Below are 26,435 nucleotides of genomic sequence, written 5' to 3'. Positions count from 1 at the left end.
TTACTTTTCTAACCTCAAAAAACATTCAAAAATGGGAGCAAATATGCTTAGTAGAGTTGCAGACGGAATGTTTTGGCTCAACCGATACATGGAACGTACAGATGGAATGCTGCTTACTTTAAACACTTCTTATATCTTATCTTTTGATAAAGAAATTAACGATTCTCAGGGTTATAAACCTTTATTAGAATATTATACAGATTTATCACGAGATAAAATTCATGCGATACAATATGACACCACTTATGTTCTGAAATACATTATCTGCGACAACCAGAATGATAATTCAGTTAAGAATTTAGTAGTGAAAGCCCGCGAAAATGCGCGTGGTTCGCAGGATAAAATTACCAAAGAGCTGTGGGAACACATCAATTCGATGTATCATTACATGAACTCGTCAGATCTTCCTAAAAAACTGGAAACCACTGACGCACTAAAAATTATTACTAAACTCAATAAAGATTTATTGCTTTATAACGGAATCCTTCAGGTTACAATGCCAAGAGGTTTGGGCTGGTGTTTTTCGAGCATTGGCAAACATATCGAAAGATGTTTACAAACCATTTCGATGACGCAAGCTTACTTTGCTCCTATTAATTATAATCTTGAAGGCGAAGAAGATTTAATGTATTGGCGCCGTTTATTACTGTCTCTGTCCGGATATGAATTATATCTCAAAAGTTACAGCAACATTTCACACAATCGAAAAGTAGTGCATCAGGTTATTTTTAATATGGATTTTGCGCATTCTGTAATTTACACTTTAGACTTTATAAATACTTATTTAAACTGTCTTTTCAAAGACAATGATTTGAGTGAAGCACGTACTTTAATGAACCAGTTTGGTCGATTGAAAAGTTATGTTGCTTATACAGATTATCAACATTTGACGAATCAGGAATTGGAAGAAGTTTTGCGAAATACCAAAAATCAACTTATTCAATTTTCGACAGATTTTTCAAAATTATTCTTTTCTTATACCTAAAAATATGGCGGTTTTCAAAATAGTTCACCTTACAAAATATCACTATAATCATCCCATAAAAGAAAGCATTAATGAAATCCGGCTATTCCCACATCACTTTGAAAATCAGGAAGTATTACAATATCAGTTGTTAATTACACACAATCCTGATGTTGATATTTCTGAAGATTATTATGGAAATCGCGTTGGGAATTTCAATGTTTTGGATACTCATACCGAAATGATAATTGAATCCCGAATGTTAGTTCGCGTGAATCATTCTCTTAAAATTCCGGAGATTGATGCCACTTCCGTGGAAGATATTCAGGCAGAAAAAGAAAAAAGCATAATGCTATTGCGTCTTTGTTATCTGGATGATATTCAAAAGCAAAATGAGATTGAAGCTATATTGAAAAAAATCAAAACAGAAGACAAATCCATAATTGAAATTGCACAGCAATGCAATGCTTACGTTTATGATAATTTCATTTACACTAAAGGAATTACCAATATCGAAACAACCGTTGACGAGATTTTAACGCTAAAAAAAGGAGTTTGTCAGGATTTTGCTCATATTCTTTTACAGCTTTTGCGCACAGCCGGAATTCCATCTCGTTATGTCAGTGGTTATATTTGCCCTAATGAAAGCGGGCTTCGAGGCGAGGGCGCAACACATGCCTGGATAGAAATTTATACGCCAAAACAAGGTTGGTTAGGATTGGATCCAACAAATAATATCTGGACTATGGACAATCATGTTAGGCTTTCAGTGGGAAGAAATTTTAATGATTGTACGCCAATTAAAGGAACTTTTAAAGGATTAGCAAGACAAACACTTTCCGTTTGTGTTTCGATTGGTTATGAAGATGGAAGACAGTTCGAAGAAATTAATGATGTCAAACTTCAGGAAGTTTCATCACGCGTTCAGGAGCAACTCGATTATATGGATCATTTACAACAGCAACAACAATAAAAAAGGGAGCTATGAGCTCCCTTTATTTTTTATCTGTTTTGTAACCATCCTTCCGGATTGTTATTTGATGTATTTTGAAGAATCAAAAACTTAATTACTGTTTTCCCGGTATCACCACTGGTTCTAACTTTTCCTAGACTTTGTTTGATACTTACTTTATCACCTTTTTCTACAAATACCTGACTTAAGTTTTGATAAACAGTGAAATAATCTCCATGCTGAATCATAACTGCTCTGTTGATTGGAGATAAAACAATAACACTTGAAACCGTACCTTCAAAAACGGCACGTGCTGTTGCACCTTGTTCTGTTGTAATCTCAACTCCAGAATTATGTACTGTAATTGATGGATGAAGCGGGTGTGGCTGATCACCATATCCTAATGAAATAAATCCTTTTTCAACTGGCCAAGGCAATTTTCCTCGGTTGGCTTTAAAGTCGGCTGCAAGGATTTTTCCTTCTGGAGTTAAAGCAATTTTAGAAGATGAAACAGGTGCAGTAGATACTGCAGATCCCGGATTTTCTTTTGCTCTTTCTGCAGCAGCTTTTCTATTCGCTTCAGCAATGGCTTCACGAATCAAACGATCAATTTGTCTGTCAATTCTTTTTGCTTCTGCCTGTTTAGCTCTGGTATCAGCAATAATTTTGTTTTTGTCTTTTTTGATTGAGTTAACCAATTTTTGCTGTTCTTTCTTTTCAATTTCCAAGCTTTGCTTTTCCTTTTGATTTTCAGCAATAATTTTTTTCTTAACCTGTCTTTGTCCATCCAATTTAGCATTGAAATCAACCAATTGAGCTGTTTTCGATTGAATTTCTAAACCTTGGTTTTTTCTAAAGTTTGTATATTGTTTTAAATACTGTGCTCTTTTATATGCCTGCAAAAAACTTTCAGAAGATAAAATAAACATTGCCCTGCTTTGCTCTGAACGACTTTTGTACGATTTCAGGATCATTTTGGCATAATCTTCTTTTAATACCTTCAATTCTTTTTTCAGTTTATTAACCTGAACCTGATTAATATACATGTCATTGCTTAAAAGCCTTTCTTGCTTTGCTGTTGTATTAATCAGTTTTTCTTTCAGTTTAATTTTATTAGCCTGAATTAAAAAGACATTTACAGCCGATTTCTCTTTTTTCTTTACTGACTGCAGCATTTTTTCATTATCTCTAATTTCCTGCTGAATCTGAGCTTTACGCTGCTCCAGTTTTTCTTGTTGCGAATCCTGTGCCCACGTAAAAGTTGTGGCACAAATAAAAATTAAGCTGAGGAGAAATTTTGGCATGTTTCTTTTTTCTTTTTGCAAATTTAATTAATTATAACTTTTTTATACCCACTTGGAACACTATATGGGAAAGAAAGTTCTTCATTAAATGAAATATTGTTATAATTTAAATTAATATTGGTTTTCCCTTTTGGCTGAGCAGCGTTAATTTCAATGCTAGTAGGAAGTATTCCCTGATCAAAAGTTTTACTGTCAGAATATTTTATTGCTAACATTCTGTTTTCTGCTGGTTGCGAAATCTCCTCTTTTTGAATCAGATATTTTTCAGAGTCCAAATAGAATGTCTTTTTTATTTTGGCTTCTTTTTCATCTTCTAACTTAAAAAGATTTTCTACAATTGTCTGTGTATATTTTCCTTTTCTTAAATCATCTAATGCTTCTCCAACCAATAAATTTTGAACTTTACTATAATCTAATTCGGTTCCAAGCCATTTGCTTAAAGTTGTAAAATCACCTTCATAATAAGTTCCTTTTATTTTTTCGTAATAACTTACCGTAGTCTGGGTAATTAATGCCTTTGCCATTGTAATTCCAAGAAAACGAACGCTTACTAGAATTTGCTTGTCTTTTTCAATTTTGATATCAGCGGTTACATTCTGACTTTGTTTTTCATCTTCATATTTAGCGCTTGCTCTTATATTTAATGTTTTGAAATCTAATTTATTGTCATAATGTTTTGCTATTGCTTTTTTATCCTCTTTTGGAGCTTCTATCGTTTTGTCTGTATTTTGTACCGCAACAGCTTTCGATTTACATGAAATCACAAAAACCGATAGCAATACTAATGCTATATATTTTTTCATCTCTTACTTTTTTTGTTTTAATAACTCATTTGCTTTCAAAAAGTATTCCTCTTTTTTCTTAGCGTCTCCTAAACCATTAAATGCCTCTCCAAGCTGAATATTAAAATTTGCCTCAAGTGTTCTATCATCGACCACATAATCGAGTCCCATTTCTAAAACGGTTTTTGCATTCTTAAATTGTTGTAACTTATTGCTTCCTAAGCCTGCATAATAATAAAACTGAGGCTGGCTCGGATAAACTTCAATCATAGTCATCGCTCTTTTTGTCATCGGCTCAAACTGTTTTGCCTGCGTATAGGCTTCAAGTAAAAGCAAATTGGTTTCGCGATCTGTATCTGAATTTGCCTTTAAATCTTTTTCGTAATATTTAATTGCATTTTCATACTGACCTTTACTATGATAAAATTTCCCTACTTCTTTTGCAACATCCACATTCGCATCATTATCAAAATAAGCAATTGCTTTTTCTAAATCTGGAGCATACTGCGGATTTTTATTCACATAAATCAAAAACTCATTTAGTGTACGATGTTTTATTTTGGAATCAATTTTTGAACTTGATAAAATTACATTCATCGACTTAATTGCCTGATCTGCTTTATTGGCATCTAAATATCCTTTGAACAAGCTAACTTGTGCCCATTCCGAATTCGGAATTTCTTTCGCCAACTGTTTTGCAACATCCAAAGCTTTATCTGTTTCCTCGTTTTTTGAATATAAAAAAATCAGATCAACATAGTTCGATTCTTCCTTCGGATTTTGTTTAATCTGCGTAATTAAATTTTCAATCTCAGAATTTTGATATTTCCCCTGAGATAAAATCTGCAGTTTATATCTTTCGCGATCATCCGATTTTCCGAATTTATCGTTCATCTCATTGATTGTCGAAAGTGCTTTATCATACTGATTCGTTAACATGTACAATGAAATTAAATCATCTTTGTACTCTTCGTCAAACGGAATAATTTTCTGAATCGTTTCGATGGCCAAAGGATAGTTCTTGGTTTCATAACTTACATCATAAATTCCAAGCCAATACCATTTATTTTTTGGATCCAACTGTGTTGCTTTTTCAAACGAACTTTGAGCAATACTATATTGTTTCAGAAAAAAGTAATTTTTTCCCAATTCAAAATAAGCTACAGCATCATTGGGTTTTAGCTTAATGCATTTTTCTAATGATACGATGGCTTTATCATAGTTTTCGATTCCTTTTTGTTTTAATGATTCATAAAAAGAGTCCTGATATTCATCGGTTGCCATAGCAATATCTTCCGGTTCAGTCTGAGCTAAAACCGACATTGAATTGCCAAGCAAAACGAAAAATAAAATTACAAAAACTCCTTTTTTCATCATTTACATAATTTTATTTTAAACTTTTATTATTCCAAAACAGAATAATCTCCAATGCTGATACTTGTAAATTTACCATCATAACTAACATGGTTTCCAATCATCGCATTATCTAAGTTAGCATTTTTTATTTGAGAAAACGTCTGAACTAAACTGTTTTTTATAGTACTGTCTGTTACATGACAACCTTTTCCTAAAGATACGTTTGGTCCAACGGTTGCATTTTTCAACACTACATTTTCTCCAATATAACAAGGTGGGATAATGGTTGCATTTTCCAATTTCACATCATAATCTACTAAATGCTCTCCATCATTATGCAGGAATCCAAGCATTCTTGAATTGGTTTCAACGGTAACATCTTTATTTCCGCAATCCATCCATTCATCAACGCTTCCGGTTTTAAAAACTTTTCCGTTAGCCATCATTGCCTTAATACCGTCATTGATCTGATATTCTCCACCATTCTGAATATTATTATCCAAAACGCCCTGAAGTTCTTTTTTCAAATCGCCAACTTCTTTAAAATAATAGATTCCGATAACAGCTAAGTCGCTCACGAATTCCTTTGGTTTCTCAACCAATTCTATAATTTCATTATTGTTATTTAATTTTACAACACCAAATGCTTCAGGCTGATCTACTTGTTTTACCCAAATTACCGAATCCGCAGACGGATCTAATTCAAAATCGGCTCTGATTAAAGTATCTGCATAAGCAATAACTGCAGGCCCTGATAAAGATTCTTTGGCACACATAATTGCATGACCTGTTCCTAATGGTAAATCCTGACGGTAGATCGATGCTTTTGCACCTAAACCTTTTGCCAAATCTTGTAAACTTGCAACAACATCATCTCCAAAAAATGCTTCATCACCTAAGATAAAAGCAACTTCCTCAATAGGTTGTTTTAATATTTTAGCAATGTCTTCGACTAAACGATGTACAATTGATTTTCCTGCAACCGGAATTAATGGTTTAGGAACAGTTAAAGTATGTGGTCTAAGTCTCGAGCCGCGGCCGGCCATTGGAACTATTATTTTCATTTTGTATTTATTTTTTATGGAAGATTATCTAAAATCTTCTTTAGTTGGTTCTTGCTTTAATTTTTAACCGCAAAGGCCGCAATCCCGATAGTTATCGGGATACGCAAAGTTCGCTAAGTTATTTTGTGCTTTTTGAGGTCGCAAAGTTCAAAACTGATTACTTAACTGCGACTGAAAACTTACTTAACGCCTGTACTGCCAAATCCGCCAGCGCCTCTTGAAGTTTCTGATAATTCTTCAACTTCAATCCATTCAGCTCTTTCGTGTTTCGCGATTATTAATTGTGCAATTCGTTCACCATTTTCGATTACGAATTCTTCATTTGATAAATTTACTAAAATTACCCCTATTTCACCTCTATAATCGGCGTCAACAGTTCCTGGTGAATTTAAAACGGTTACTCCTCTTTTAGCAGCTAATCCGCTTCTTGGTCTAACCTGAGCTTCGTATCCTATTGGTAATTCAATAAAAAGACCGGTTTTTACGATCGTTCTTTCTAAAGGTTTAAGCGTAATTGATTCTGTTAAATTAGCACGTAAATCCATTCCTGCCGAAGCGATTGTTTCGTAGTTTGGTAAATCGTGCTGTGATTTATTGATAATTTGTATTTTCATTTTTAGTTATAAAAGATTAAAAAGTACTACTACTTTCTATTCATAATTCCTTTGATTGTGTCTTTTTCGTTATGATAAACAAAATACATGAAGCCTAATAATAACGGAATTCCAACGAAATAATTTTCTCTAAATCCATAAAAAGATATAGCCGAGAATACAATCGAAATTCCAAGGTAAGCTCCAATTTTGTTCATATCATAAGGTATTGGATAATATTTATTCCCTAAAACATAAGAAATCAACATCATACTTCCGTAAGCAGAAATAGTGGCAATTGCAGAACCGTAGTAACTGTATTTTGGAATTAAAAAATAATTTAAAACCAAAGTTACGATTGCCCCAACAATTGAAATATAGGCGCCAATTTTTGTTTTGTCAGTCAGTTTATACCAAACTGATAAATTGTTGTAAATTCCTAAAAAGAAGTTTGCCAAAATAATTAAAGGCACCACTTTCATGGCTTCCCAGTATGATTTATTATCAAGGAGAAGAAACTTTAAAATATCTGCAAAAACAATTACGCCTAACAAAATTAAAGATCCGAGAATCACAAAATATTTGGTTATAACTGCATAAGTCTGAGGTGCATTTTCATTTTTTGCATGACTGAAAAAGAACGGCTCGATTCCTAATCTAAATGCTGTTGCAAACAACACCATAAATAAACCAAGTTTATAACAAGCAGAATAAGCTCCAACTTCAGATTTTGCCAAATTTTCAGGCAATAAATAGCCTAATAAAATTTTATCGAAGTGCTCATTAACAGCAAATGCAAGCCCGGCAACCAAAATTGGCAAACCGTATTTCATCATTTTTTTCCAAAGTACAGGATCAAATTTTCTTCCCAATGAAAGATAATTTGGCGAAAGCACCACAAAAGTGGCCAAACTCGCCAATAGGTTTGCAATGAAAATATAAGCAATCTGGAAATTCTCTACATATAAATTATCCCAAACCGAATTAGGATTTGAAGCAGCCAATTTTGGCAAATAGATTAAAAAGAAAATATTCAACAACAAATTGATTATAACATTTCCAATTTTAATCGCTGCATAAACCATTGGTCTCTGATTGGCTCTAAGTTTAGAGAATGGCACTAATACCAAAGCATCTAAAACTAAAATCCAAACTGAGTAAGTAACATATTGTGCATCTACTTCGGCAAGGCTTGCCAACGTATTTCTAAAAATTAAGGCAATAAATAAGAAGATTATCGATGACCAAAATATTGAAATTGTAGAAGTCGCAATTACGTTTTTCTTATCTTCTTCGGCGCTGTAGAATCTAAAGAAAGCCGTTTCCATTCCGTAAGAAAGTACGACGTTAAAGAAAACCATCCAGGATAAAACAATTGAAACTTCACCATATTCTGCAGTTGGTAAAATACCGGTGTACAATCTTACTAATAAAAAACTCAGCATTCGCGGTAATACCGTTGCTAGTCCGTAAATCGCAGTTTGTTTGAATAGATTTTTATATAATCCCAAAATAATTTAATAATAAGGTTTGTAAAACAAAAATAACCAATTCTTTGGTTTAATATTGATTTTGAAGGTTCAATAAAAAAAGTAAGATACTTTTTTATTGCGTTAGTTTATTTTCATCCAAAATTTTAACGAAATGAAATCCCTTCGGTCCGTAACCCTGATTATAATAAAAACGGTGTGCGGCAAAATTTCCTGTAAAAGCATCCAGAACAATACTGCTGCAGTCCAGATCAATGGCTTTTTGTTCAATATAATCAGTCAATAATTTTCCGATTCCTTTAGAACGATGTTCAGGGTTTACCACAAAATTATCAATCTCCAGATATTTTCCGGTCCACAATTTTGTTGCTGACCAACAACCAGTTATTCCTAAACAAACACCGTCTTCAAAAACACCAATCTGAATATAATTGTGCGGTACCATCTCTAAAAGAAATGATCTGTATTTTTCAATCGAAAGGTTTGGATAAAGAAATCGCATCGTATCAATTTGAGCCAGCATTTCTTCAATTGTGGTTAACTCCTGAATTTGTAGTTTCATTGTTTAAAAAAATAGAGACCAAAAATACTCATTTTTTTTTATTGCCTAAATATTAGTTAAAATAATGGACATGTGAAATCTATAAATAAAAGTTAATAATTATGTAACTATTAATTAATAGTCTGTTCTTAAATTTGTTATCACAGGGATCGAGAAAAGCTAGAAATACAACCCTTATAAAAAAGAAAAGCATTGGGACTAATAAAGCTAGTTTGTTCCCACAAAAGACAAAGCACATAGGGAGTGATTCTGCTGAAATGTAACCCTTAAAAAAACAGAGCATTGGGACTGATAAAGCTAGTTTGTTCCCATAAAAGACAAAGCACAAGGGATTGATTCTGCTGGATTGTAACCCTCAAAAAAACAGAGCATTGGGACTAATAAAGCTAGTTTGTTCCCATAAAAGACAAAGCACTGCAGATGGATATCTGCCTGGTAAATTTATAAAATGGTATTGATTCTTGGTTTTTGAGTAATCCCAGGAATCACCATTTTATAACTTATATTTCAAGATAGAAAAGATAAAAACTACTATATTTTAAAAAGAGCTGACAATTGGGGATGTCAGCTCTTTTTGCTTTTAAGATTCTTTATTTTTCATTTCTAAGTTAACATTTTGTTCCGTTTCCTTTGGTTCCGGAATATCTTCTTCTGTCAATGTTTTCAATACCTTGTTTGTGATTCTTTTTAATTTCACAATTCTGTTTGCCTGATTCTGGACACATTTCTCAAATAGATTCCTAACTACTCTGGCATTTCCAAAACTTTCGTTTTTACTTTCGTAGAGTAAATCAAAAGTATCTGTTAGTTTTTCTTTTGCATCATCAGAAATAATAAAGTCAGACTTCAAACAAAAGGATTCAAAAATTTGAAATAATTCAGTCGGGGTAAAATGATCAAAATGAAAATAGCGATTAAAACGAGAACGTAATCCAGGATTAGATTCTATAAAAATCTTCATTGGTTCTGTATATCCTGCAACAACAACTGCCAAATCCTCACGATGATCTTCCATTCTTTTCAAAAGCGTATTTACAGCTTCGGCTCCATAATCGTTCCCAAATGCATTTTGAGATAAGGCATACGCTTCATCAACGAATAAAACTCCTCCAAGACTTGATTCTACCGCGGCATCTACTTTTGTTGCTGTTTGCCCAACATAGCCCGCTACAAGTCCTTCCCGATCTGTTTCATACATTTGACCTTTGGATAAAAATCCCAAATGTTTAAAAATTCGGCTTAAAAGTCTTGCGACAGAAGTTTTTCCGGTTCCTGGTGGTCCTAGAAAAACGGTATGCAAAGTTATTTCAACATTCTTTAATCCTTGAGCAGAACGCTTTTTTTGTATTTCTAATAAATTAATAAGTTCAGAAACGTCTTTTTTAACTTCCTCTAAACCAACTAATGCGTTTAATTCTTTCAGCACTTTTTCCAGAGTATCTTCTTCAGGAAGAGGGTCTATTTCTTTTTTATCGATTTTTGATTTGTCTAAACTCAAACCAGTATAATTCTGAAAAGCTTTTACGTTTTCAAATTTTTTATCAAACGCAAAATGAACGAAGTTTTGATACTTCAATAAAATTTCTTCTAATTTATTATGCTTTTTTTCAAATAAAGCTTCAGGAAGTAAGTATTGATTTTGATGTGCGTTTGAAGCTATTATCTTGTTTTCCTTTTTTATTTTTAAAAGATGATTTTTGAATTCCTGTGTAAAAACCAATTGATTCAATTCATTTGCTGAAGTTGCATCTGCGAAATGTTTGTTGCGCAATGCATCATAATAGTACGCCAGAACAAACTCTTGCTTTTCACTTTTTTTTGCGGGTTCTCTTTCATAAAGATCTATAATATCTGAAAGAAAAAAATGTTCTGCTTTAAACAATAAACCTTTTGAGGAAACAGGATTTACAGCCTGATTTATTTTTTGAATAAAATCTGTGTCCTGATTTAGTGCATTGCACGTTTCAAGAATACTCGTTGTTTCTTTTTTTAGGTCACTAATAAATGAAGCCGTAAAAACGGCTTCATTAGAATTTATATTTGTTTCCAAATATTTTTTTAGAGACAAAAATGATTCTTCAATAATCGATATCGGATTGTTCTTTTTTGACATACGCTAATTTAAGAAATCATCATTTGATGAATAATTTCTTTTGATAATTTTAAGTGATCATCACAATAATCTTTCCAGGCTAAGCCCATATCTCTCAAATCATATTTCGCTACGATTGTTCCATAATGCTCCTTTTTTCCATTAATAGTTGGATAACCAATAACGTAAATAGTCTGCGCCAATTCAATTGCCAATTCAATATCGTGCGTAGAAAAAATAACCGTATTAAAATCTGAAGATTGACCAAGCAACTCAAAAGACTTTTTTACTTCTTCAATATTTCCGACATCCAATCCTGAGAAAGGCTCGTCTAAAACAATAAATTGATCCGATGAAAATAACTGTTCTATAATCGCCGTTCTTTGTCTTTGACCGCCAGAAAGTTCGTTAGGATATTTGTCTGCACAAGTTTCTAATCCCCATTCTTTAAGATACTTTTTTATTTTTTCTTCTTTTTCAGTGTTCGACAATGTTGTTTTTCTCAGTGAAAACCGCAATGCCTGAGTAACCGTTTTATGCCTGAACAAAGTATATTTCTGATCAACAAAACCAATGTCACCTTCGTTTACCGATTTAGCTGCATTAGGTTCTTTGTTTTCAAAATCTCTAATTAGAATTTTTCCGGAATTCGTCGGAATCAAACCAGTCAATGCTTTAAAAAAAGTCGATTTTCCTCTGCCCGATCTTCCAACAAAAGCTACAACTTGTCCTGTACAATGTACTCCGTCTCTGACTACGTCTTTTTCTATCAGCGTTATATCCTTTATAATAACCGTATCATCGTAGGCAACACTAAGATTTTCTACGTATAAAAGCGTCTCTTTATATTCGTGTTTCATGATTATATTTTTGAATATCTAAATAGTGCTTTTCTTAAGAAATTTATTCCTGCATCTAATCCAAGACCTATTAATAAAATGATAATTTGAAGTGCAATGATTCTTCCGGTATTCATGAATTTATCAGAGTTTTTAATTAAAAACCCTAATCCACCAGAAGCTACCACAATCGATTCAACTGTTACCAGCATCATCCATGTTATGGCAAGATTTTGTCTGATGACATCAATTACATAATCTACTCTTCCTAAAATGATAACCTGCCAAAGGACTTCTAATCGAGTACATTTTAGCATTTTTGCATGATCAAATTCTTCCTGTGGAATGTCTTTGATAACGGCAATTAATGATGTTGTTAGGAAGGTCGTCAGGAAAATTACCAAAATCCAAACCTGCATTGCTCTTGCATCGTGTACTACCATTGTAATATAAAATGAAAGTCCGGTAAAAGGCAAAAATCTAAATTTTGTAACGAATTCAGCAACCGGCTTCAATAACGGAATTGGCCATGCATACGCAAATAATAAAGAAATTATAGTAGCCAAAAAAATCGAAATAAAACATAAAGACAACGAATTGAAAATATGTACCACTAAACCTTCTCTATACAAATCAGAAAATCCAGTTAAAACCTGAGAAGGAGATGGGAAAAGATGTTTTTCGCCAGCAGTTGTCGCAAACCAAATAACAATCAAAAGAACTAACCAGCCTATTAAAATAAGCGTTCTGTTCATTTTTGATATTTTTTCAAAGGGAGTTAAAAATTTTACCATAGTTATTGTAAAAGGCTATCCGTTAAGATAGCCTTTTAATATTTTTTATTTTAATAAAGTGATAACCACACGTCTGTTTGATGCTTTCCCAGAAGCAGTATTATTATCTGCAACCGGATCGCTTTGCCCTTTTCCGTCAACTAATTGGAAACGGCTTGCAGGAATACCTTTTTGTTTAAGATAATTTACAACCGCTTCAGCTCTGCTTTTTGATAAAGCTAAGTTAGCATCTGCATTTCCAACATTATCTGTGTGACCAACAACTGTTAATTTTGTATTTTCTGCTTGTATTAAAAGATTGTAGATTTTTTCTACTTCTCTACTAGAAGAGTTTGAAATCTCAGCACTTCCAGTATTAAAATTAATTTTCCATTCTCCAGAAGCTACAACTTCTTTTGCCTCTGAACTATAATCTGCTTTATCAGCCGAAGTAGATTCGATATCGTTGATGTTTTTCAGGAAAAACAAGTTTACTGCCTGATCGTAAGGAACTACAGCTCCAACATTTTCATTAAATCCAAACGGATTCAACTCTGTCAAATATCCGGAAACCTGGTTGTAAACCGATTTATATCTGTTAACACCATCAGATAAACCAAAGTATTGCATTGCATCAGCATAGTTAAATACTTTAGATCCACCCATATTATAAGTCAGTCCAGCTTTTGTTCCTTGTTGTCCTTTGAACATTTTGTACCAATATTCAGGCGTTTCAAGTTTATAAGTATCAGCAACTGCTTCTGAAGCTCTTACTTTCCAGTCTTCATAATTTTTCATTTGATTTGAAGCCGTCAATGCCGATTTCAAAATATTAGAAACGATAGCAGGATTTTTTTCAGCCCATTCTTTAACTCCAATAAGAGCTGTTGGCATTTGGTTATTGAATTCTCTTGTAGAAACAATATCAACAAAACCAGTCAATTTATCAAAAACTGTTTTATCTCCAGGTGTCCATGTAGCACAACCGTCGATTTTTCTGTTTACAGATTTTCCAGTCAATTTTCCGTTAACTACTTCTTTCAAAGTAACAGTCCATCCCGTTGTCTGAGATTTGATTAATTCTTCAGCAGATTTAATATAATCATCATTTTCAGACGGATAAATGTTCACAGCATCTGCATCATATGTAGTTGGATCAGGATTCACTTTTAATCCGTTTGCAAAACAATAGTTTACAGTAGTAACCCAGTCACCATCTCCAAGAACAGCAGAGATAACAGAACCTTTCATCGTTTTTGGGTCCGATTTCCAGCTTGGAGGTCCAATCAATTTATCTTCACCATAACTCATCCCCACTACACCCATAACTTGTAAGTGGTATTTATCTTTTCCGTATTTTTCGTCTAATGATTTTTGAACAGAACTAATATAAAATGGTGCACCGTCACCCATGATCATAACAGCAAAAACACTTTTATCTGAAGAAGGGAAAGCTTCACCTTTATCAAATTCTTCGATAAATTTCATTTGCATATTACGCAATTCAGACAACCAGTCCTGACGGATAATCTCCAAATTAACTCCGTTTTTTTCCATCAATGATCCTTTTGTTGTTTTTGGACCACCATTAGAAACAATAATTCCTGACTGCGCGTTCCATGCATAAGCACCAATTTTTACTAAAGGTTTGTCTGCAACTTCTGTAGATATTTCTTTTGAAGGAAGTGATATTTTTTCGGCATTGGTAACATTATTAACATCTGTCGAGTTTAACTCCATTCCGTTTAATTGCTTAGAAACAGCTGTCTTAATTCCAGGAGATAAATAATAAACTCCACCTAAAATTATTCCAATTCCAACAATAACGATCAATAATTCAGAAAGAGTAGTTAACTTTTCTGTTCTTAAAATTTTTCCCATTTTTATTTAAAAATTTAATTGTATTAAAAAATATCTCCAAAACCACCACCAGACATTTTATCGTCTTTGGTCATTTTGTAATTTGGATTTGTATATTTTGTTGAATCCGGAATTGTATTATCACCTGTTTTAATTTCATCTGCCAATGAATCTAACCTTGAATAAAGTTCGTCGTTATCAACAGAATATTTAGAAGTCAACGCATCAATATCAATTAAATTTTCAGAAGTTTTAGCAATATCCTGGGCAATTGTAGAAGTTACAACTTCAAGAGCATATTCTAATTCCCAATCTTTAGTGAATAACATGGCGCTTTTAGCACTTTCTGTTGCTTCTTTAGCATTCTTAGCAAATTCATATTCTTTTTGAAGCATCTTAACTGTCACATCAAAATCAGCAATTTTAATATCGATTGCTGTTCCTGCTAAAGTCAATTTACGGTCCATTTTACCTAATACATTGGCACGAACACCATATTTTTGAATAAAACTCTTGCTCTGCTCATATTGCGTTGAAACCCTTTGAGAATCGCTTAACTTTCTGGCTAATTCACTTTGCAAGGCTACATATTCATCAGTATCCTTTGCCGCAACACCATTTTGTTTTACCATTTCATCCATCGCAGATTTCAATTTTTCTGACTGACGCTGTAAGCTTAAAACATCTTCCTGAAATTCTTTTGCCTCTTTTTCAGATTTATTGGCTTCAATTTCCATTTCATTTTTAAGACCTTTTAGCTTTGCTTTTGTATTCTTAAAAACTTCACGATTTTTAATCATTTTTTGTTTTTGCTCCTCTAACTCATTAAAAGGATTACTCTGAATCAACGCTTTATGAATATTTTTTGTCGCAAAACGAAGCGCTTTCATAATAACTGGAGCCATCATAACTAAAAAAACCAAAAATACTCCCGTCGCAGACAAAGCAATGGCCTGACCCAACATTGTAAATAATGGCGGAATAATATAGGTCCAGATTAAATAACCACCAACTCCTAATAAACCAAGTGCCAAAGCCAAAAACAATGACTTTTCACCTTTTTTAAGCGCGCCTGATTTTAAAGCAATTTCTCCTTTAGACTCGTCAAAGTGTTTTAAAATTGGCAATGTCAAAAGAGTACTTCTTTCTTGTTCGTATTTATCCATTATAAATATTGATTAATTCCTGTTATTACAGTATTGATTGAGGTTAATATTTTTTGTTTAGCTAAATTGTTGGCATCCATCTTTAATTGAATTTCTGATAGTTGTTCCATATTAACAGGATCAATTTTTTGAAGTTCAATTTTCTTGGCTTCTAATTCTTTTTGAAGTTCAATAATTTTGGCTTCCAAATCAGAAATACTTTTAGATAAATTATACTTTTCTTTTGTTATCGTATTGTCTAACTCGGCTTTTTTTGTTTTCCCAATAGTATCATATTTGGCATAAACCTTTTCGATTTCAGCAATATAAAAACTACCTTTCTGTAAAAGGAATTCTTTAGTCAGGTCAGACTTGATAGATTTACCCATAGTAAAAGCCATCTGATAACTTTGTGGATTTGTTACTCCAACCGCCATAACAGATTTATAAAGTTCGAAAAAATCAAAGCCAGACTCATTCAATGATTCAAAACCTTTATCGTAAACTTCGAAAATTTCGTTTAAAAAAGGATTTGTCAGCGAATTTGTTGGAAATGCTTCTGTAGCTTGATTCGGAAACTTCTTGTCAGTAGTTGTTGAAATGGGCGTCGATGGTTGAGTTGCCGCTGTGCCCTCTGAATTATTTGTCTCATCATTAATGAAGAGACTTTTCCAATTGAAACTTTCTTTTGCCATTGTTTTAGGTTAAACTATTTTTAATAACTTTTTGGTTGTTAAATGTTATACGCAGAAAGTGTTAAAAAGTTACTAATTATAAAGGCATAAATATATAGTTTTTTAAAATTAAATTGTAACTATTTAATTACCAAATAAGTTAATTCTCATAAATTTTCTAAAAACGAAAAAAATATTTCACGAATTTTACTAATTTATTGGAAACCACAAAAATAATTGCCAAAAAAAAAGAGCCAACAATAAGTTGGCTCTTTTTAGCTATTTTCTTAAAATACATCTTATCCGTTCAATGCTTCTGCACCACCAACGATCTCAAGGATTTCATTAGTAATAGCAGCCTGACGTGCTTTGTTGTAAGTTAATTTCAATTGGTTTCTTAATTCAGTAGCGTTGTCAGTTGCTTTGTGCATAGCTGTCATACGTGCTCCGTGTTCTGAGGCAAATGAATCACGAATTCCTTTGTATAGTTGCGTTTTCAATGATTTAGGAATCAAAGTTAACACGATTTCTTCTTTTGAAGGTTCGAAAATGTAATCTGCAGCTGAAACTGGTACATCAGATTTAATTGGAGCTAACGGTAAAAACTGTTCTGTCTGAACAATTTGAGTCGCAGCATTTTTAAACTGATTGTAGATCAATTCGATTCTGTCATATTCTCCAGATAAGAATTTTTCAGTCAAATTGTCTGCAATTCCGGCAACATTTTCAAAAGTTAAGTGATCAAAAATGGCATTATGATGACCGTGAACTTTAAAAGTTTTACTTAGTACATCATTTCCTTTTTTACCGATTGGAAAAACATCAACTTGTTTTCCAGCGTAAAAAGCAGCACGATTCTTAATCTCTTTAATTACGTTAGAATTGAATGCACCACATAAACCTCTGTTTGAAGTTATAGCAACAAGCAATACTTTTTTTACTTCACGTTGTGTCGTGTAATCACCTCCAACTTCACCATCAAGTGTAGCAGAAAGATTTTGTAACAACTCCGTTAATTTCTCGGCATAAGGGCGCATCGCAGTGATTGCATCTTGTGCTTTCTTAAGCTTTGCTGCAGAAACCATTTTCATAGCCGATGTAATTTGCATCGTCGATGAAACGGAAGTAATTCTATTACGGATTTCCTTTAAATTTGCCATTTGTCGATTAAAAAATGTGACAATTTGAAAATTAGATAATTAGAAAGTTTCCTGAGATATTTTCTAATTATCTAATTAACGAATTATCTAATTAGATATATTTTGCTGAAATTTCTTTTGCTGCTTTTTCGATAACATCTGTAATGTTGTCATCTAACTTACCAGCTTTCAACGCATTAAGCGTATCTTTATGTTTACTGTTTAAGTAAGCTAAGAAATCAGCTTCAAATTCTTTTACTTTATTTACAGGAACACTTTTCAATAAGTTTTTAGAACCAGCGTAAATAATAGCTACTTGATTTTCAACTGTATAAGGATCGTTCAAACCTTGTTTCAAGATTTCAACGTTTCTTTTACCTTTTTCGATTACGTTTAAAGTAACTGAATCAAGATCAGAACCAAATTTAGCGAAAGCCTCTAATTCACGGAATTGAGCCTGGTCTAATTTTAAAGTTCCAGAAACTTTTTTCATTGATTTAATCTGAGCATTACCTCCAACACGAGATACAGAGATACCTACGTTGATCGCAGGACGAACTCCAGAGTTAAACAAATCTCCATCAAGGAAAATTTGACCATCTGTAATCGAAATTACGTTTGTTGGGATATATGCAGAAACGTCACCAGCCTGAGTTTCGATAATTGGTAAAGCAGTTAATGAACCACCACCTTTTACGATAGACTTGATAGAATCTGGTAAATCGTTCATGTTTTTAGCAATTCCATCATCAGCAATTACTTTACAAGCACGCTCTAATAAACGAGAGTGTAAGTAGAAAACGTCTCCAGGATAAGCCTCACGTCCCGGTGGTCTTCTTAATAAAAGAGAAACCTCACGGTAAGCAACAGCTTGTTTAGATAAATCATCATACACAATAAGTGCAGGACGACCTGAATCTCTAAAGTACTCTCCAATTGCAGCACCTGCGAAAGGAGCATAAACTTGCATTGGAGCTGGATCAGAAGCATTAGCTGCAACAATAACTGTATAAGCCATTGCACCTTTTTCTTCTAACATTTTAGCAATTCCTGCTACAGTTGAAGCTTTTTGCCCAATTGCAACATATATACAGAATACAGGTTTTCCTGCATCGTAAAATTCTTTTTGATTTAAGATTGTATCGATACAAACAGTTGATTTACCTGTTTGACGGTCACCAATAACAAGCTCACGTTGTCCACGACCAACCGGGATCATAGCATCTACTGCTTTTACTCCTGTTTGTAATGGCTCAGTAACCGGCTGACGGAAGATAACTCCAGGAGCTTTTCTTTCTAAAGGCATTTCGTATAAGTCTCCACCAATTGGTCCTTTTCCATCAATTGGAAAACCAAGAGTGTTAACTACACGTCCTACCATTTGCTCACCTACTTTAAGAGAAGCAATACGTTGTGTTCTTTTTGCTGTTGATCCTTCTTTGATTCCAGTTGATGGTCCTAAAAGTACCACACCAACATTGTCTTCTTCAAGGTTCAATACAATAGCTTCAAGTCCGTTTTCAAATTCAACTAACTCACCATATTGTACATTCGATAGCCCGTAAATACGAGCAATACCATCTCCAACTTGAAGTACCGTTCCTACTTCCTCTAGCGTAGCACCAGATTCAAAACCTTCTACTTGCTTTCTTAATATTGCTGAAATTTCAGCAGGTTTGATTTCCGCCATCTTAATTTATAATTTAGACACTTTTATGTGTAATAAAACTAATTACTTAACTCTCTTTTTAATACTTGTAATCTGTTTGCAACAGAAGCGTTGTATTGTTGATCACCTATTCTTAAAATAAATCCTCCAATAATTGATGGATCTACTATATTCTCAATTGTTATTTTTTTATCTGACAAAGAAGCCACTTTTGCTAAAACTTTAGCTTCCAAAGCTGCATCCATAGGAATTGCTGTAGTAACTTTTGCTACTTCAACACCATTATTTTCGTCAAATAATCTTTTATATTCTAATGCAATTCCTTCCAGAATTTCGAATCTTTTATTTTCGAATAATAAATGAAATAAACCTTTAGTCACACCATTTACATCTGCAAAAACTTCTAAAAGAGCACTTTCCTTAACTTCAACTTTTGTAGTTGGGTTTTGAATAAAGGTACTCAATTCTGCATTAGTCCCAATTGCTGATGCAATTGACTTCATATCGTTATTGACAGCTTCGGCAACACCTTTAGAGTTTGCTAAGTCTAGAATTGCTTTTGCATAACGAATTGCTGCTCTTGTACTTGCCATAATCTTAGTTTAACTTTACGTCACCTAACATTTTCTCAACCAATTTAGTTTGAGATTCTTTGTTAGATAATTCATCTTTCAATAATTTTTCAGCGATGCTTAATGATAAAGTTGAAACTTGTGATTTCAATTCAGCCATAGCAGCATTTTTTTCACTTTCGATAGCAGCTTTAGCCTGCTCGATCATTTTTTGACCTTGTGCTTGTGCTTCGTTTTTAGAATCAGCTATCATTTTCTCTTTCATTTCGCGAGCTTCTTTTAACATCGCGTCACGTTCTGCACGAGCTTCATTCAAAATTCTTTGATTGTCAGCTTGTAGGTTTTCCATTTCTCTCTTTGCGTTTTCAGCAGAAAGTAATGCATCTTTAATACCTTGTTCTCTCGCAGTGATAGATTCCATAATTGGTTTCCATGCAAATTTTACTAAAAGTAAAATTAAAACCAACAAGATTAAAGCTTGCCAAAAGAATAAACCGAATGAAAAATCGTTAATTAACTTATCCATTTTATAACTATATTAAAATATTTAATTTCTTTTTTTAAAAGTAACAACACCTTTAACCAACCGTTAAAGATGTTGTTATTTCTCTCTTTATTATTTTCCTAAGATTAAAGCAGCGAATGCTAAACCTTCTAATAAAGCCGCGATAATAATCATCGCAGTTTGAATTTTACCAGCAGCTTCTGGTTGACGAGCAATCGCGTCCATAGCAGATCCACCGATTTTACCTAAACCTAAACCTGCACCGATTACTACTAAACCTGCACCTACTAAAGTTGGAATTGTTCCCATAAGTATTTATATATATAAAATTAAACTTCTAAATTAAATAATTGCTGTTTCATCTTCGTGGTGGTGAGCATGATCATGATCCTGCACTGCCATACCAATAAACAATGATGATAACATTGTAAAAATGAAAGCCTGTAAAAATGCAACTAAAACTTCAATAACCGAAATAAATAATGTCAAACCTAAAGAGATTGGCAAATCTGCAGCTAAATTTTTACCCACAAAAATCATTGCGATCAAACTCATAATTACTACGTGACCAGCAGTGATGTTTGCATACAAACGAATTAATAATGCGAATGGTTTTGTTAACGTTCCTAATATCTCAATTGGCGCTAAGATGATTTTCATTGGAACAGGAACTCCTGGCATCCAGAAAATGTGTCCCCAATAATCTTTGTTTGCACTAAATTGTGTAATGATAAAAGTAAAGGCTGCTAAACAAACCGTAATAGCAATATTTCCTGTAACGTTAATTCCTAGTGGAGTCATACCTAAAAGGTTTAACAACCATACAAAGAAAAATACAGTTAAAAGGTAACCCATATATTTTCTGTATTTTTTCTCACCAATATTTGGAACAGCGATTTCATCTCTGATAAAAATAATAAGTGGTTCTAATACTCTACCAAATCCAGTTGGGATTGGTCCTTTTTTGTATGACTTAGCTAAACCAGTAAACATGAAGAATAATAATACTGATACAAAAAGCATTGACACTACATTTTTTGTAATAGAAAAATCTAATGGCTTTTCGTTTTCTGGATGTCCATGCTCATTAAACGTAATTGTTCCGGCAGCATCTGTTTTGTATATTTTACCGTGAACTAATTTGTAGAAGTTTCCATCAACTTCTGCAACTTCTTCACCATGGTGTAATTTTGAAGATGAGAAAATTTTCACACCTCCGTCAATAAGAATAACTGGCAATGGGAAACCATAATGTTTATTTTCCTTTTCATCTGAAAAGAAAACAAATTCATGTGAATCCTGTAAGTGATGATCAATAAAAGCATCCACTTTTGCTTTTGGATCAAGAGCTACATGCTCTCCTTCCACAGGGGCATTGTGTGAAATTACTTTCTCTTCATGAGCTACCTCAGTTTGTACATGCGTTGAATCGTTCTCTGAATTTGCAAAACTCATTACTGGAGAACAAGCAACTAAAGCTGCAAGAATAAATTTGAGTGGTTTGTTTGAAATCACCATATTGTTGAAAATCTTATTTTTTACGTTTCTAAAATTTGGTGCAAAGGTACATTTTTTATTAATATTCAAAAGGATATGAAAAATTATTTTTGAACCTTCTTTTACAGAATCCTTATTTTAACGCTTTTCATTTAATAATCGGACAGTTAAAAGCGTCTCAAATAACAAAAACAAAATAAATGTTATAAAAAAATTGACTTTTTCAACCATAACCTCTTCAGACTTTATGTCTAAAATTGGTCTTAAAATCAAATATCCTATTAACATTTGCGTGAAGGTTCCAAACAAGAAAGCCATCCCAACAATTTCAAAATTCTTCTTTTTTACTATTAATAATATTAGGTATAACAATGCGGATATTCCGAAAAAAAATAAATACAAAAATTCAATACTGTAATAAAAGTTTTGGGGATTAACTTTTAAGAGTAAAAAAGCCGCTTTGTGTAAAATGTAAACAACCAAAGCAAAAATGAATAATTGTAAAAAAGGTTTGTAATTCTTTAAAAACATTTGAAATAATTTTTCCGCAAAGATGCAACAATTATTTAAAGCTGTCTAAAACTTAAATTACTTTGTCTTGTTGATGTCGTTAACCTGACGAATTACATTATATAAAGCTAGGCCTACGCCAAGCATTACAAAAATTGTATTATAATAAACTTTTGGACTTGGATGATTTTCATCTAGCCAGCTTCCAAAATAGGAAAACAAAAAAATAATAACTCCCATTTGAACTGGAATATTAATAAGCGGCATCCACTTATTCCTTCTGTTTTTGTTCGGCTCCTTTTCCATCTTTCAAAGTTACTTCTTTTGTATTTGCGAGCATCGAACATGTTGCAGTAAATTCTGCTCCTGGTTCTATAGACAGTTTACCTACCAGTACTTCTCCATGAATATGAGCTGTAGCTTTTATATTAAGGATTTCTAAAACTTTTAGTTTGCCCTGAAACTCGCCTTCAATATCAGCATTATGGCAAATAATTTCGCCTTTTACAATTCCTGATGGTCCTATAACCAGTTTTCCTTGTGAAGTAAAATTCCCTATCAACTCTCCATCTAATCGAAAATCGGCTTTCGAAACAATATCACCAATAATAGAAGTTCCTTCTACTATTCTATTTGTTTTTCCTAAAAGTTCTGTGCCGCTTTTTTTTGCTTTCTCAAACATGGTTTATGGATTTTTAGGCGCTAAATATGTTTCAAGATTTTTTTTGATTTGAATCACCTTATAATTATCACTCGAAATAATAATTGACGGATGTGTGATTTTGTACTTTTTGTCCTCTCTCAAAACTCCTGAAACATCTCTGGCATATGCCTCAGATTTTACTCCATGAATAACTACAAAACTTTGAGTTTTATTGTATTTATCTAATGAAGTTGTTAGTCTTTCATAGTTTTCAACTAGTAAAAATACTTTAATAGCTTCTTCAATTTTTTTAATTGTTTGAGAATCGTTATTAGAAACTAAATATAAAATTTTCCAATTTTTTCCATCAACAGCCGTAAAATCAAGCTTTTCTAAACTCGGGATTTGCTTCTCTAAAATTTCGCGGGCATTTTTACCTTCTTCACTGTTTGGATAATTATCTGCAACCGTTTCTAAACCTTTTTTATAAGCAGCCAATCCGTTTACTTTTCCTAATGTATTGGCTTTCAATAACTCATATTTAGAAACAATTTCATCACCAGCATATTGATTAATCAAATTATCAATATTATCTAAAACAGCATCAAATTTTTCTTCTTCATATAATTTATACCACTTATTATACTCTTTATCTGGTGATGTGAAATCACTCGTATTGGTATTATTTAAAAGTTGGGCATATCTGGAAGTTGGATAATTTCCTATTATATCAGATTTTACTTTTTCTGCTTTAGCCGGATTTGTAATCTGGTATATTTTATACAAATTATACATCGACGGCAACACCAATTTTTCTTCTGGGTTATTTTTCAATAATTGCTCAAATTTGTCGCTGGCTAAATTGTATTCTTTGAATTTTTCTTTATAAATAAGTCCCAACTGATAATAAGCAAAATTTCTTTCTTTGCCAATACTATCCATTACCACCGGACTTGTTGGAAGTTGTTTTTCATAAAATGCCGTGGTATACTTCTCAACGACAACAGAATCCTGCAAAGCATTAAGAGAATCCTGACGCATACTCAACGAATCTTTTAAGACCGGAGTTACGATTGTTTTTGAAGAAGCCAAACGCCAGTTTCCTGTTAAAGATCTGTTTCCCCACATTTTTCTGAATTGCACTTTTCCGTATGCAACCGTCGTTGGGTTATAAAAATAAAAAGTACTTGCCTGATCGTTTGCTCCCGGAGGGTTAAGTATACCTCCACCCGGCAAATCAGTAGGTACGGGTGCTTGCGGATTTATAGCGGTAGGTAAGTTTCCGGCCTTTGAGTTACGTTCAATATTTGCTAATTTCTCCTGTTCAGCTTCTTCTGCCAAACGCTTTGCGTCGTCTTTCTTTTTAAGTTCAGCAATATAATTTTCAAAATAAGATTTTCGTTCTGCTTCTGGTAAGCCATACACCATTATAATACTATCATTGCGTTTTGCAATTGCTTCGTATTTAATTACATTATCAAGGTTTTTTCGGTTTTTTTCAATAAACGCAAACTCTCTGCTTTTAGGATCTAATTTTACTAATGTACTATCATAATATTTGGCAGCCATAGTATAATCTGTATTCTTAAAATACATGTTTCCAATGTTTCTGTAAGTCGAAGCGACCAAATAAGGATCTTTAGATTTTCTGGCTAGAGATTTATTATAAAATTCAAGTGCGTTTTCCTGTTCTTTATAGTTGTCGAAAAAAACACCCATTTCGTAAAATAGTATATCGTAATACGGTCTGTTTTCACGGTCATCCACTAATTTATTGTACGTTTCAATAAACATATCCTGATCGCCATTCTCATAATCAAACATCTGTGCTTTCTTTGCGTAAGCATGCATCATATATTTTCGATCTGCTTTGCGGTTCATGTCGATCACAGCGTTATAAAAATAAATCGCACTATCTCGTATTCCGATTTCCTGATACATCTGCCCCAAAACAAAACGATAACGCGCTTTGTCTTCGTTTATACGCGAAAAATTTTCAGCAATTCTAAGTTTCGCTACAGCACTATCTTTTTTCTCCAGATGTAAAAAAGCTTCCGCCAATAATGCATTCGCATCTGAAAATGTTTGCTTATTTAAATCGGTATTTTTTAATAACAGATTAATATTTTTTACCACGATTGCATCATTTCCTAAACGCATATTGGTTTTTTCGCGCCAGATTTTTGCTGTATAAATATTACTGCTGTTTGGGTATTTATACAAGATATAATTGAATGCCTCCAGAGCCGGAATAAAACGCTGATCATAATACCGTGCTTTCCCAAGCATTAAATATGCTTCATCGATCTGCGAGTTTTTTTCTCTTCCCCCAATATTCATGGAGTGTTTCTGAATCGCTTTTGTTGCCTTTGTTTCTGCTAATTCAAAATCTGGATTTTTAGCTTTTTCTTCTCCCGAATAATTTTCGTCAACCTGCATTTTTTCAATAGGCAACATCTTCCAGAAATTATCCTGATCATTCGTGTAAATAGATTTCAGACCTTTATCAAGAGCAATACCTCCATTGTACAAAATGTTATATTTTGTACTTAAAGCATGGGAATTTCTAGACACAAAAGTGTTTTTTTTGGTAGAGCAAGCTATCAAAAAGAATAAAAACACGAACGGAAAACAATATTTTAGAGTATTCTTTTTCAATAGAAAAGAGTTTAAATCCATTAACTTCTAAAAAGGCTTTTTAGTATAATGACGTGTAAAAATACGCTTCTTTTTGAAATATAGAAACTTAAACAGCAAAAAACGATTCCAGCTCTTGCAAGGTTTCTCTTGAGGTTTGAATATCCTTGACAATTTCCCCTTTATTCAAGGCTACAATTCGATCGCAAACCTCGACTGTATGCTGCAAATCATGACTTGAAACTAACACAGTAATATTCGGATTTTCTGCCAAATCTTTAATAATCTTTTTTAAGCGACTAACTGTTGTTGGATCTAAATTTGCAAAAGGTTCATCCAAAATTACAACTTCAGGATTACCGATAAGGGTCGCAATTATCCCAACTTTCTTTTGGTTTCCTTTTGATAAATCTCTAAGATATTTTTTGTTATTTAGAATCTCTCCGTTAAAAAACTCTTCGTGTTCTGCTAACAATGCATCAATATCAGCTTTGTTTTGATGACGTAAATCGCCAATAAAATAAAAGTATTCTTCTGGGGTTAGATATCCAATTAAGAAACTTTCATCTAAAAATGAACCTGTAAAAGATTTCCAATTTTCATTTTCATTTACCTGAATATTATTGCTCGTAATATGACCTGTTGAAGGCTGAATCAAATCTAGTAATAAACTAAAAAAAGTTGTTTTTCCTGCACCGTTGTTCCCTACTAATCCAAAACTCTGTCCTTTTGGAATTTCAAGATTATTAATATTTAAAACTGTTGTTCCGTTATATTTTTTTGAAAGTTGATTTACTTGTATCATGGTGATTT

At 33.0% G+C, this 26,435-nt stretch carries 26 protein-coding genes; 2 read left to right on the top strand and 24 right to left on the bottom strand.

What is annotated here, in order from left to right; genetic code table 11:
- The first annotated feature begins 31 nt into the window (after positions 1-31).
- Complete coding sequence (locus BUA98_RS02470) at positions 32-985, top strand: alpha-E domain-containing protein (RefSeq protein WP_072970066.1); 954 nt, start codon at positions 32-34, stop codon at positions 983-985.
- Between the two features lie 4 nt (positions 986-989).
- The gene (locus BUA98_RS02465; protein WP_072970065.1) at positions 990-1,937 is read left to right on the top strand and encodes a transglutaminase family protein; all 948 of its coding nucleotides are present in this window, start codon (positions 990-992) and stop codon (positions 1,935-1,937) included.
- Positions 1,938-1,966: 29 nt separating this feature from the next.
- On the opposite strand, the gene BUA98_RS02460 is transcribed toward BUA98_RS02465, so the two are convergent.
- The 24 genes from BUA98_RS02460 to BUA98_RS02345 form a co-directional block, all read right to left on the bottom strand.
- On the bottom strand, positions 1,967-3,220 hold the full coding sequence (locus tag BUA98_RS02460) for a murein hydrolase activator EnvC family protein (RefSeq protein WP_072970064.1): 1,254 nt from the start codon (positions 3,218-3,220) through the stop codon (positions 1,967-1,969).
- Positions 3,221-3,243: 23 nt separating this feature from the next.
- A complete protein-coding gene (locus BUA98_RS02455; RefSeq protein ID WP_072970063.1) occupies positions 3,244-4,023 on the bottom strand; it encodes a lipoprotein insertase outer membrane protein LolB1 in 780 nt (259 codons plus the stop codon).
- Positions 4,024-4,026: 3 nt separating this feature from the next.
- The gene (locus tag BUA98_RS02450) at positions 4,027-5,376 is read right to left on the bottom strand and encodes a tetratricopeptide repeat protein (RefSeq protein ID WP_072970062.1); all 1,350 of its coding nucleotides are present in this window, start codon (positions 5,374-5,376) and stop codon (positions 4,027-4,029) included.
- A 29-nt stretch (positions 5,377-5,405) separates the two neighbouring features.
- Positions 5,406-6,422 carry a sugar phosphate nucleotidyltransferase gene (locus BUA98_RS02445; protein WP_072970061.1) on the bottom strand — a complete coding sequence of 339 codons (1,017 nt, stop codon included), beginning with the start codon at positions 6,420-6,422 and terminating at the stop codon, positions 5,406-5,408.
- 179 nt (positions 6,423-6,601) lie between these two features.
- A complete protein-coding gene (gene dut, locus BUA98_RS02440; protein WP_072970060.1) occupies positions 6,602-7,036 on the bottom strand; it encodes a dUTP diphosphatase in 435 nt (144 codons plus the stop codon).
- A gap of 29 nt (positions 7,037-7,065) precedes the next feature.
- Entirely contained in the window at positions 7,066-8,526 is a 1,461-nt protein-coding gene (locus tag BUA98_RS02435; RefSeq protein WP_072970059.1) for a lipopolysaccharide biosynthesis protein, read from the bottom strand.
- A gap of 94 nt (positions 8,527-8,620) precedes the next feature.
- Positions 8,621-9,067, bottom strand: a complete 447-nt coding sequence (locus BUA98_RS02430; protein WP_072970058.1) for a GNAT family N-acetyltransferase — start codon at positions 9,065-9,067, stop codon at positions 8,621-8,623.
- Positions 9,068-9,647: 580 nt separating this feature from the next.
- The gene (locus tag BUA98_RS02425) at positions 9,648-11,180 is read right to left on the bottom strand and encodes an AAA family ATPase (protein WP_086065113.1); all 1,533 of its coding nucleotides are present in this window, start codon (positions 11,178-11,180) and stop codon (positions 9,648-9,650) included.
- 8 nt (positions 11,181-11,188) lie between these two features.
- Positions 11,189-12,019 (bottom strand): ATP-binding cassette domain-containing protein, encoded by an 831-nt coding sequence (locus BUA98_RS02420; RefSeq protein WP_072970057.1) that lies wholly within the window; start codon positions 12,017-12,019, stop codon positions 11,189-11,191.
- A 2-nt stretch (positions 12,020-12,021) separates the two neighbouring features.
- The gene (locus BUA98_RS02415; protein WP_139256985.1) at positions 12,022-12,753 is read right to left on the bottom strand and encodes an ABC transporter permease; all 732 of its coding nucleotides are present in this window, start codon (positions 12,751-12,753) and stop codon (positions 12,022-12,024) included.
- 84 nt (positions 12,754-12,837) lie between these two features.
- A complete protein-coding gene (locus tag BUA98_RS02410; protein ID WP_072970055.1) occupies positions 12,838-14,652 on the bottom strand; it encodes an OmpA family protein in 1,815 nt (604 codons plus the stop codon).
- A gap of 23 nt (positions 14,653-14,675) precedes the next feature.
- A complete protein-coding gene (locus BUA98_RS02405; protein WP_072970054.1) occupies positions 14,676-15,797 on the bottom strand; it encodes a hypothetical protein in 1,122 nt (373 codons plus the stop codon).
- A complete protein-coding gene (locus BUA98_RS02400; protein ID WP_072970053.1) occupies positions 15,797-16,471 on the bottom strand; it encodes a hypothetical protein in 675 nt (224 codons plus the stop codon). The genes BUA98_RS02405 and BUA98_RS02400 overlap by 1 nt, the downstream gene beginning before the upstream one ends.
- Before the next feature lie 278 nt (positions 16,472-16,749).
- Positions 16,750-17,610 (bottom strand): ATP synthase F1 subunit gamma, encoded by an 861-nt coding sequence (gene atpG / locus BUA98_RS02395; RefSeq protein ID WP_072970052.1) that lies wholly within the window; start codon positions 17,608-17,610, stop codon positions 16,750-16,752.
- A gap of 91 nt (positions 17,611-17,701) precedes the next feature.
- The gene (gene atpA, locus BUA98_RS02390; RefSeq protein WP_026982440.1) at positions 17,702-19,279 is read right to left on the bottom strand and encodes a F0F1 ATP synthase subunit alpha; all 1,578 of its coding nucleotides are present in this window, start codon (positions 19,277-19,279) and stop codon (positions 17,702-17,704) included.
- Positions 19,280-19,317: 38 nt separating this feature from the next.
- Positions 19,318-19,851, bottom strand: a complete 534-nt coding sequence (gene atpH / locus BUA98_RS02385; RefSeq protein ID WP_072970051.1) for an ATP synthase F1 subunit delta — start codon at positions 19,849-19,851, stop codon at positions 19,318-19,320.
- 4 nt (positions 19,852-19,855) lie between these two features.
- Positions 19,856-20,356 carry a F0F1 ATP synthase subunit B gene (locus BUA98_RS02380; RefSeq protein ID WP_072970050.1) on the bottom strand — a complete coding sequence of 167 codons (501 nt, stop codon included), beginning with the start codon at positions 20,354-20,356 and terminating at the stop codon, positions 19,856-19,858.
- Between the two features lie 90 nt (positions 20,357-20,446).
- Positions 20,447-20,644: an ATP synthase F0 subunit C gene (gene atpE / locus BUA98_RS02375; RefSeq protein WP_008465835.1), complete on the bottom strand. Its 198-nt coding sequence runs from the start codon at positions 20,642-20,644 to the stop codon at positions 20,447-20,449.
- A 33-nt stretch (positions 20,645-20,677) separates the two neighbouring features.
- Entirely contained in the window at positions 20,678-21,853 is a 1,176-nt protein-coding gene (atpB, locus tag BUA98_RS02370; protein WP_072970049.1) for a F0F1 ATP synthase subunit A, read from the bottom strand.
- 117 nt (positions 21,854-21,970) lie between these two features.
- Entirely contained in the window at positions 21,971-22,363 is a 393-nt protein-coding gene (locus BUA98_RS02365) for a hypothetical protein (RefSeq protein WP_072970048.1), read from the bottom strand.
- Positions 22,364-22,420: 57 nt separating this feature from the next.
- Positions 22,421-22,648 carry an AtpZ/AtpI family protein gene (locus BUA98_RS02360; RefSeq protein ID WP_072970047.1) on the bottom strand — a complete coding sequence of 76 codons (228 nt, stop codon included), beginning with the start codon at positions 22,646-22,648 and terminating at the stop codon, positions 22,421-22,423.
- Positions 22,614-23,024, bottom strand: coding sequence for a bactofilin family protein (locus BUA98_RS02355; RefSeq protein WP_072970046.1), 411 nt, complete (start codon positions 23,022-23,024; stop codon positions 22,614-22,616). The genes BUA98_RS02360 and BUA98_RS02355 overlap by 35 nt, the downstream gene beginning before the upstream one ends.
- A 3-nt stretch (positions 23,025-23,027) precedes the next feature.
- Positions 23,028-25,643, bottom strand: a complete 2,616-nt coding sequence (gene porW / locus BUA98_RS02350) for a type IX secretion system periplasmic lipoprotein PorW/SprE (RefSeq protein ID WP_072970573.1) — start codon at positions 25,641-25,643, stop codon at positions 23,028-23,030.
- An 88-nt stretch (positions 25,644-25,731) separates the two neighbouring features.
- Positions 25,732-26,427: an ABC transporter ATP-binding protein gene (locus BUA98_RS02345; RefSeq protein WP_072970045.1), complete on the bottom strand. Its 696-nt coding sequence runs from the start codon at positions 26,425-26,427 to the stop codon at positions 25,732-25,734.
- Positions 26,428-26,435 lie beyond the last annotated feature (8 nt).

The sequence above is a fragment of the Flavobacterium saccharophilum genome (assembly GCF_900142735.1).
Taxonomy (GTDB): domain Bacteria; phylum Bacteroidota; class Bacteroidia; order Flavobacteriales; family Flavobacteriaceae; genus Flavobacterium; species Flavobacterium saccharophilum.
The sequence above is the reverse complement of the archived record's forward strand: the minus strand, read 5'-3'. Positions and strand labels throughout refer to the sequence as shown.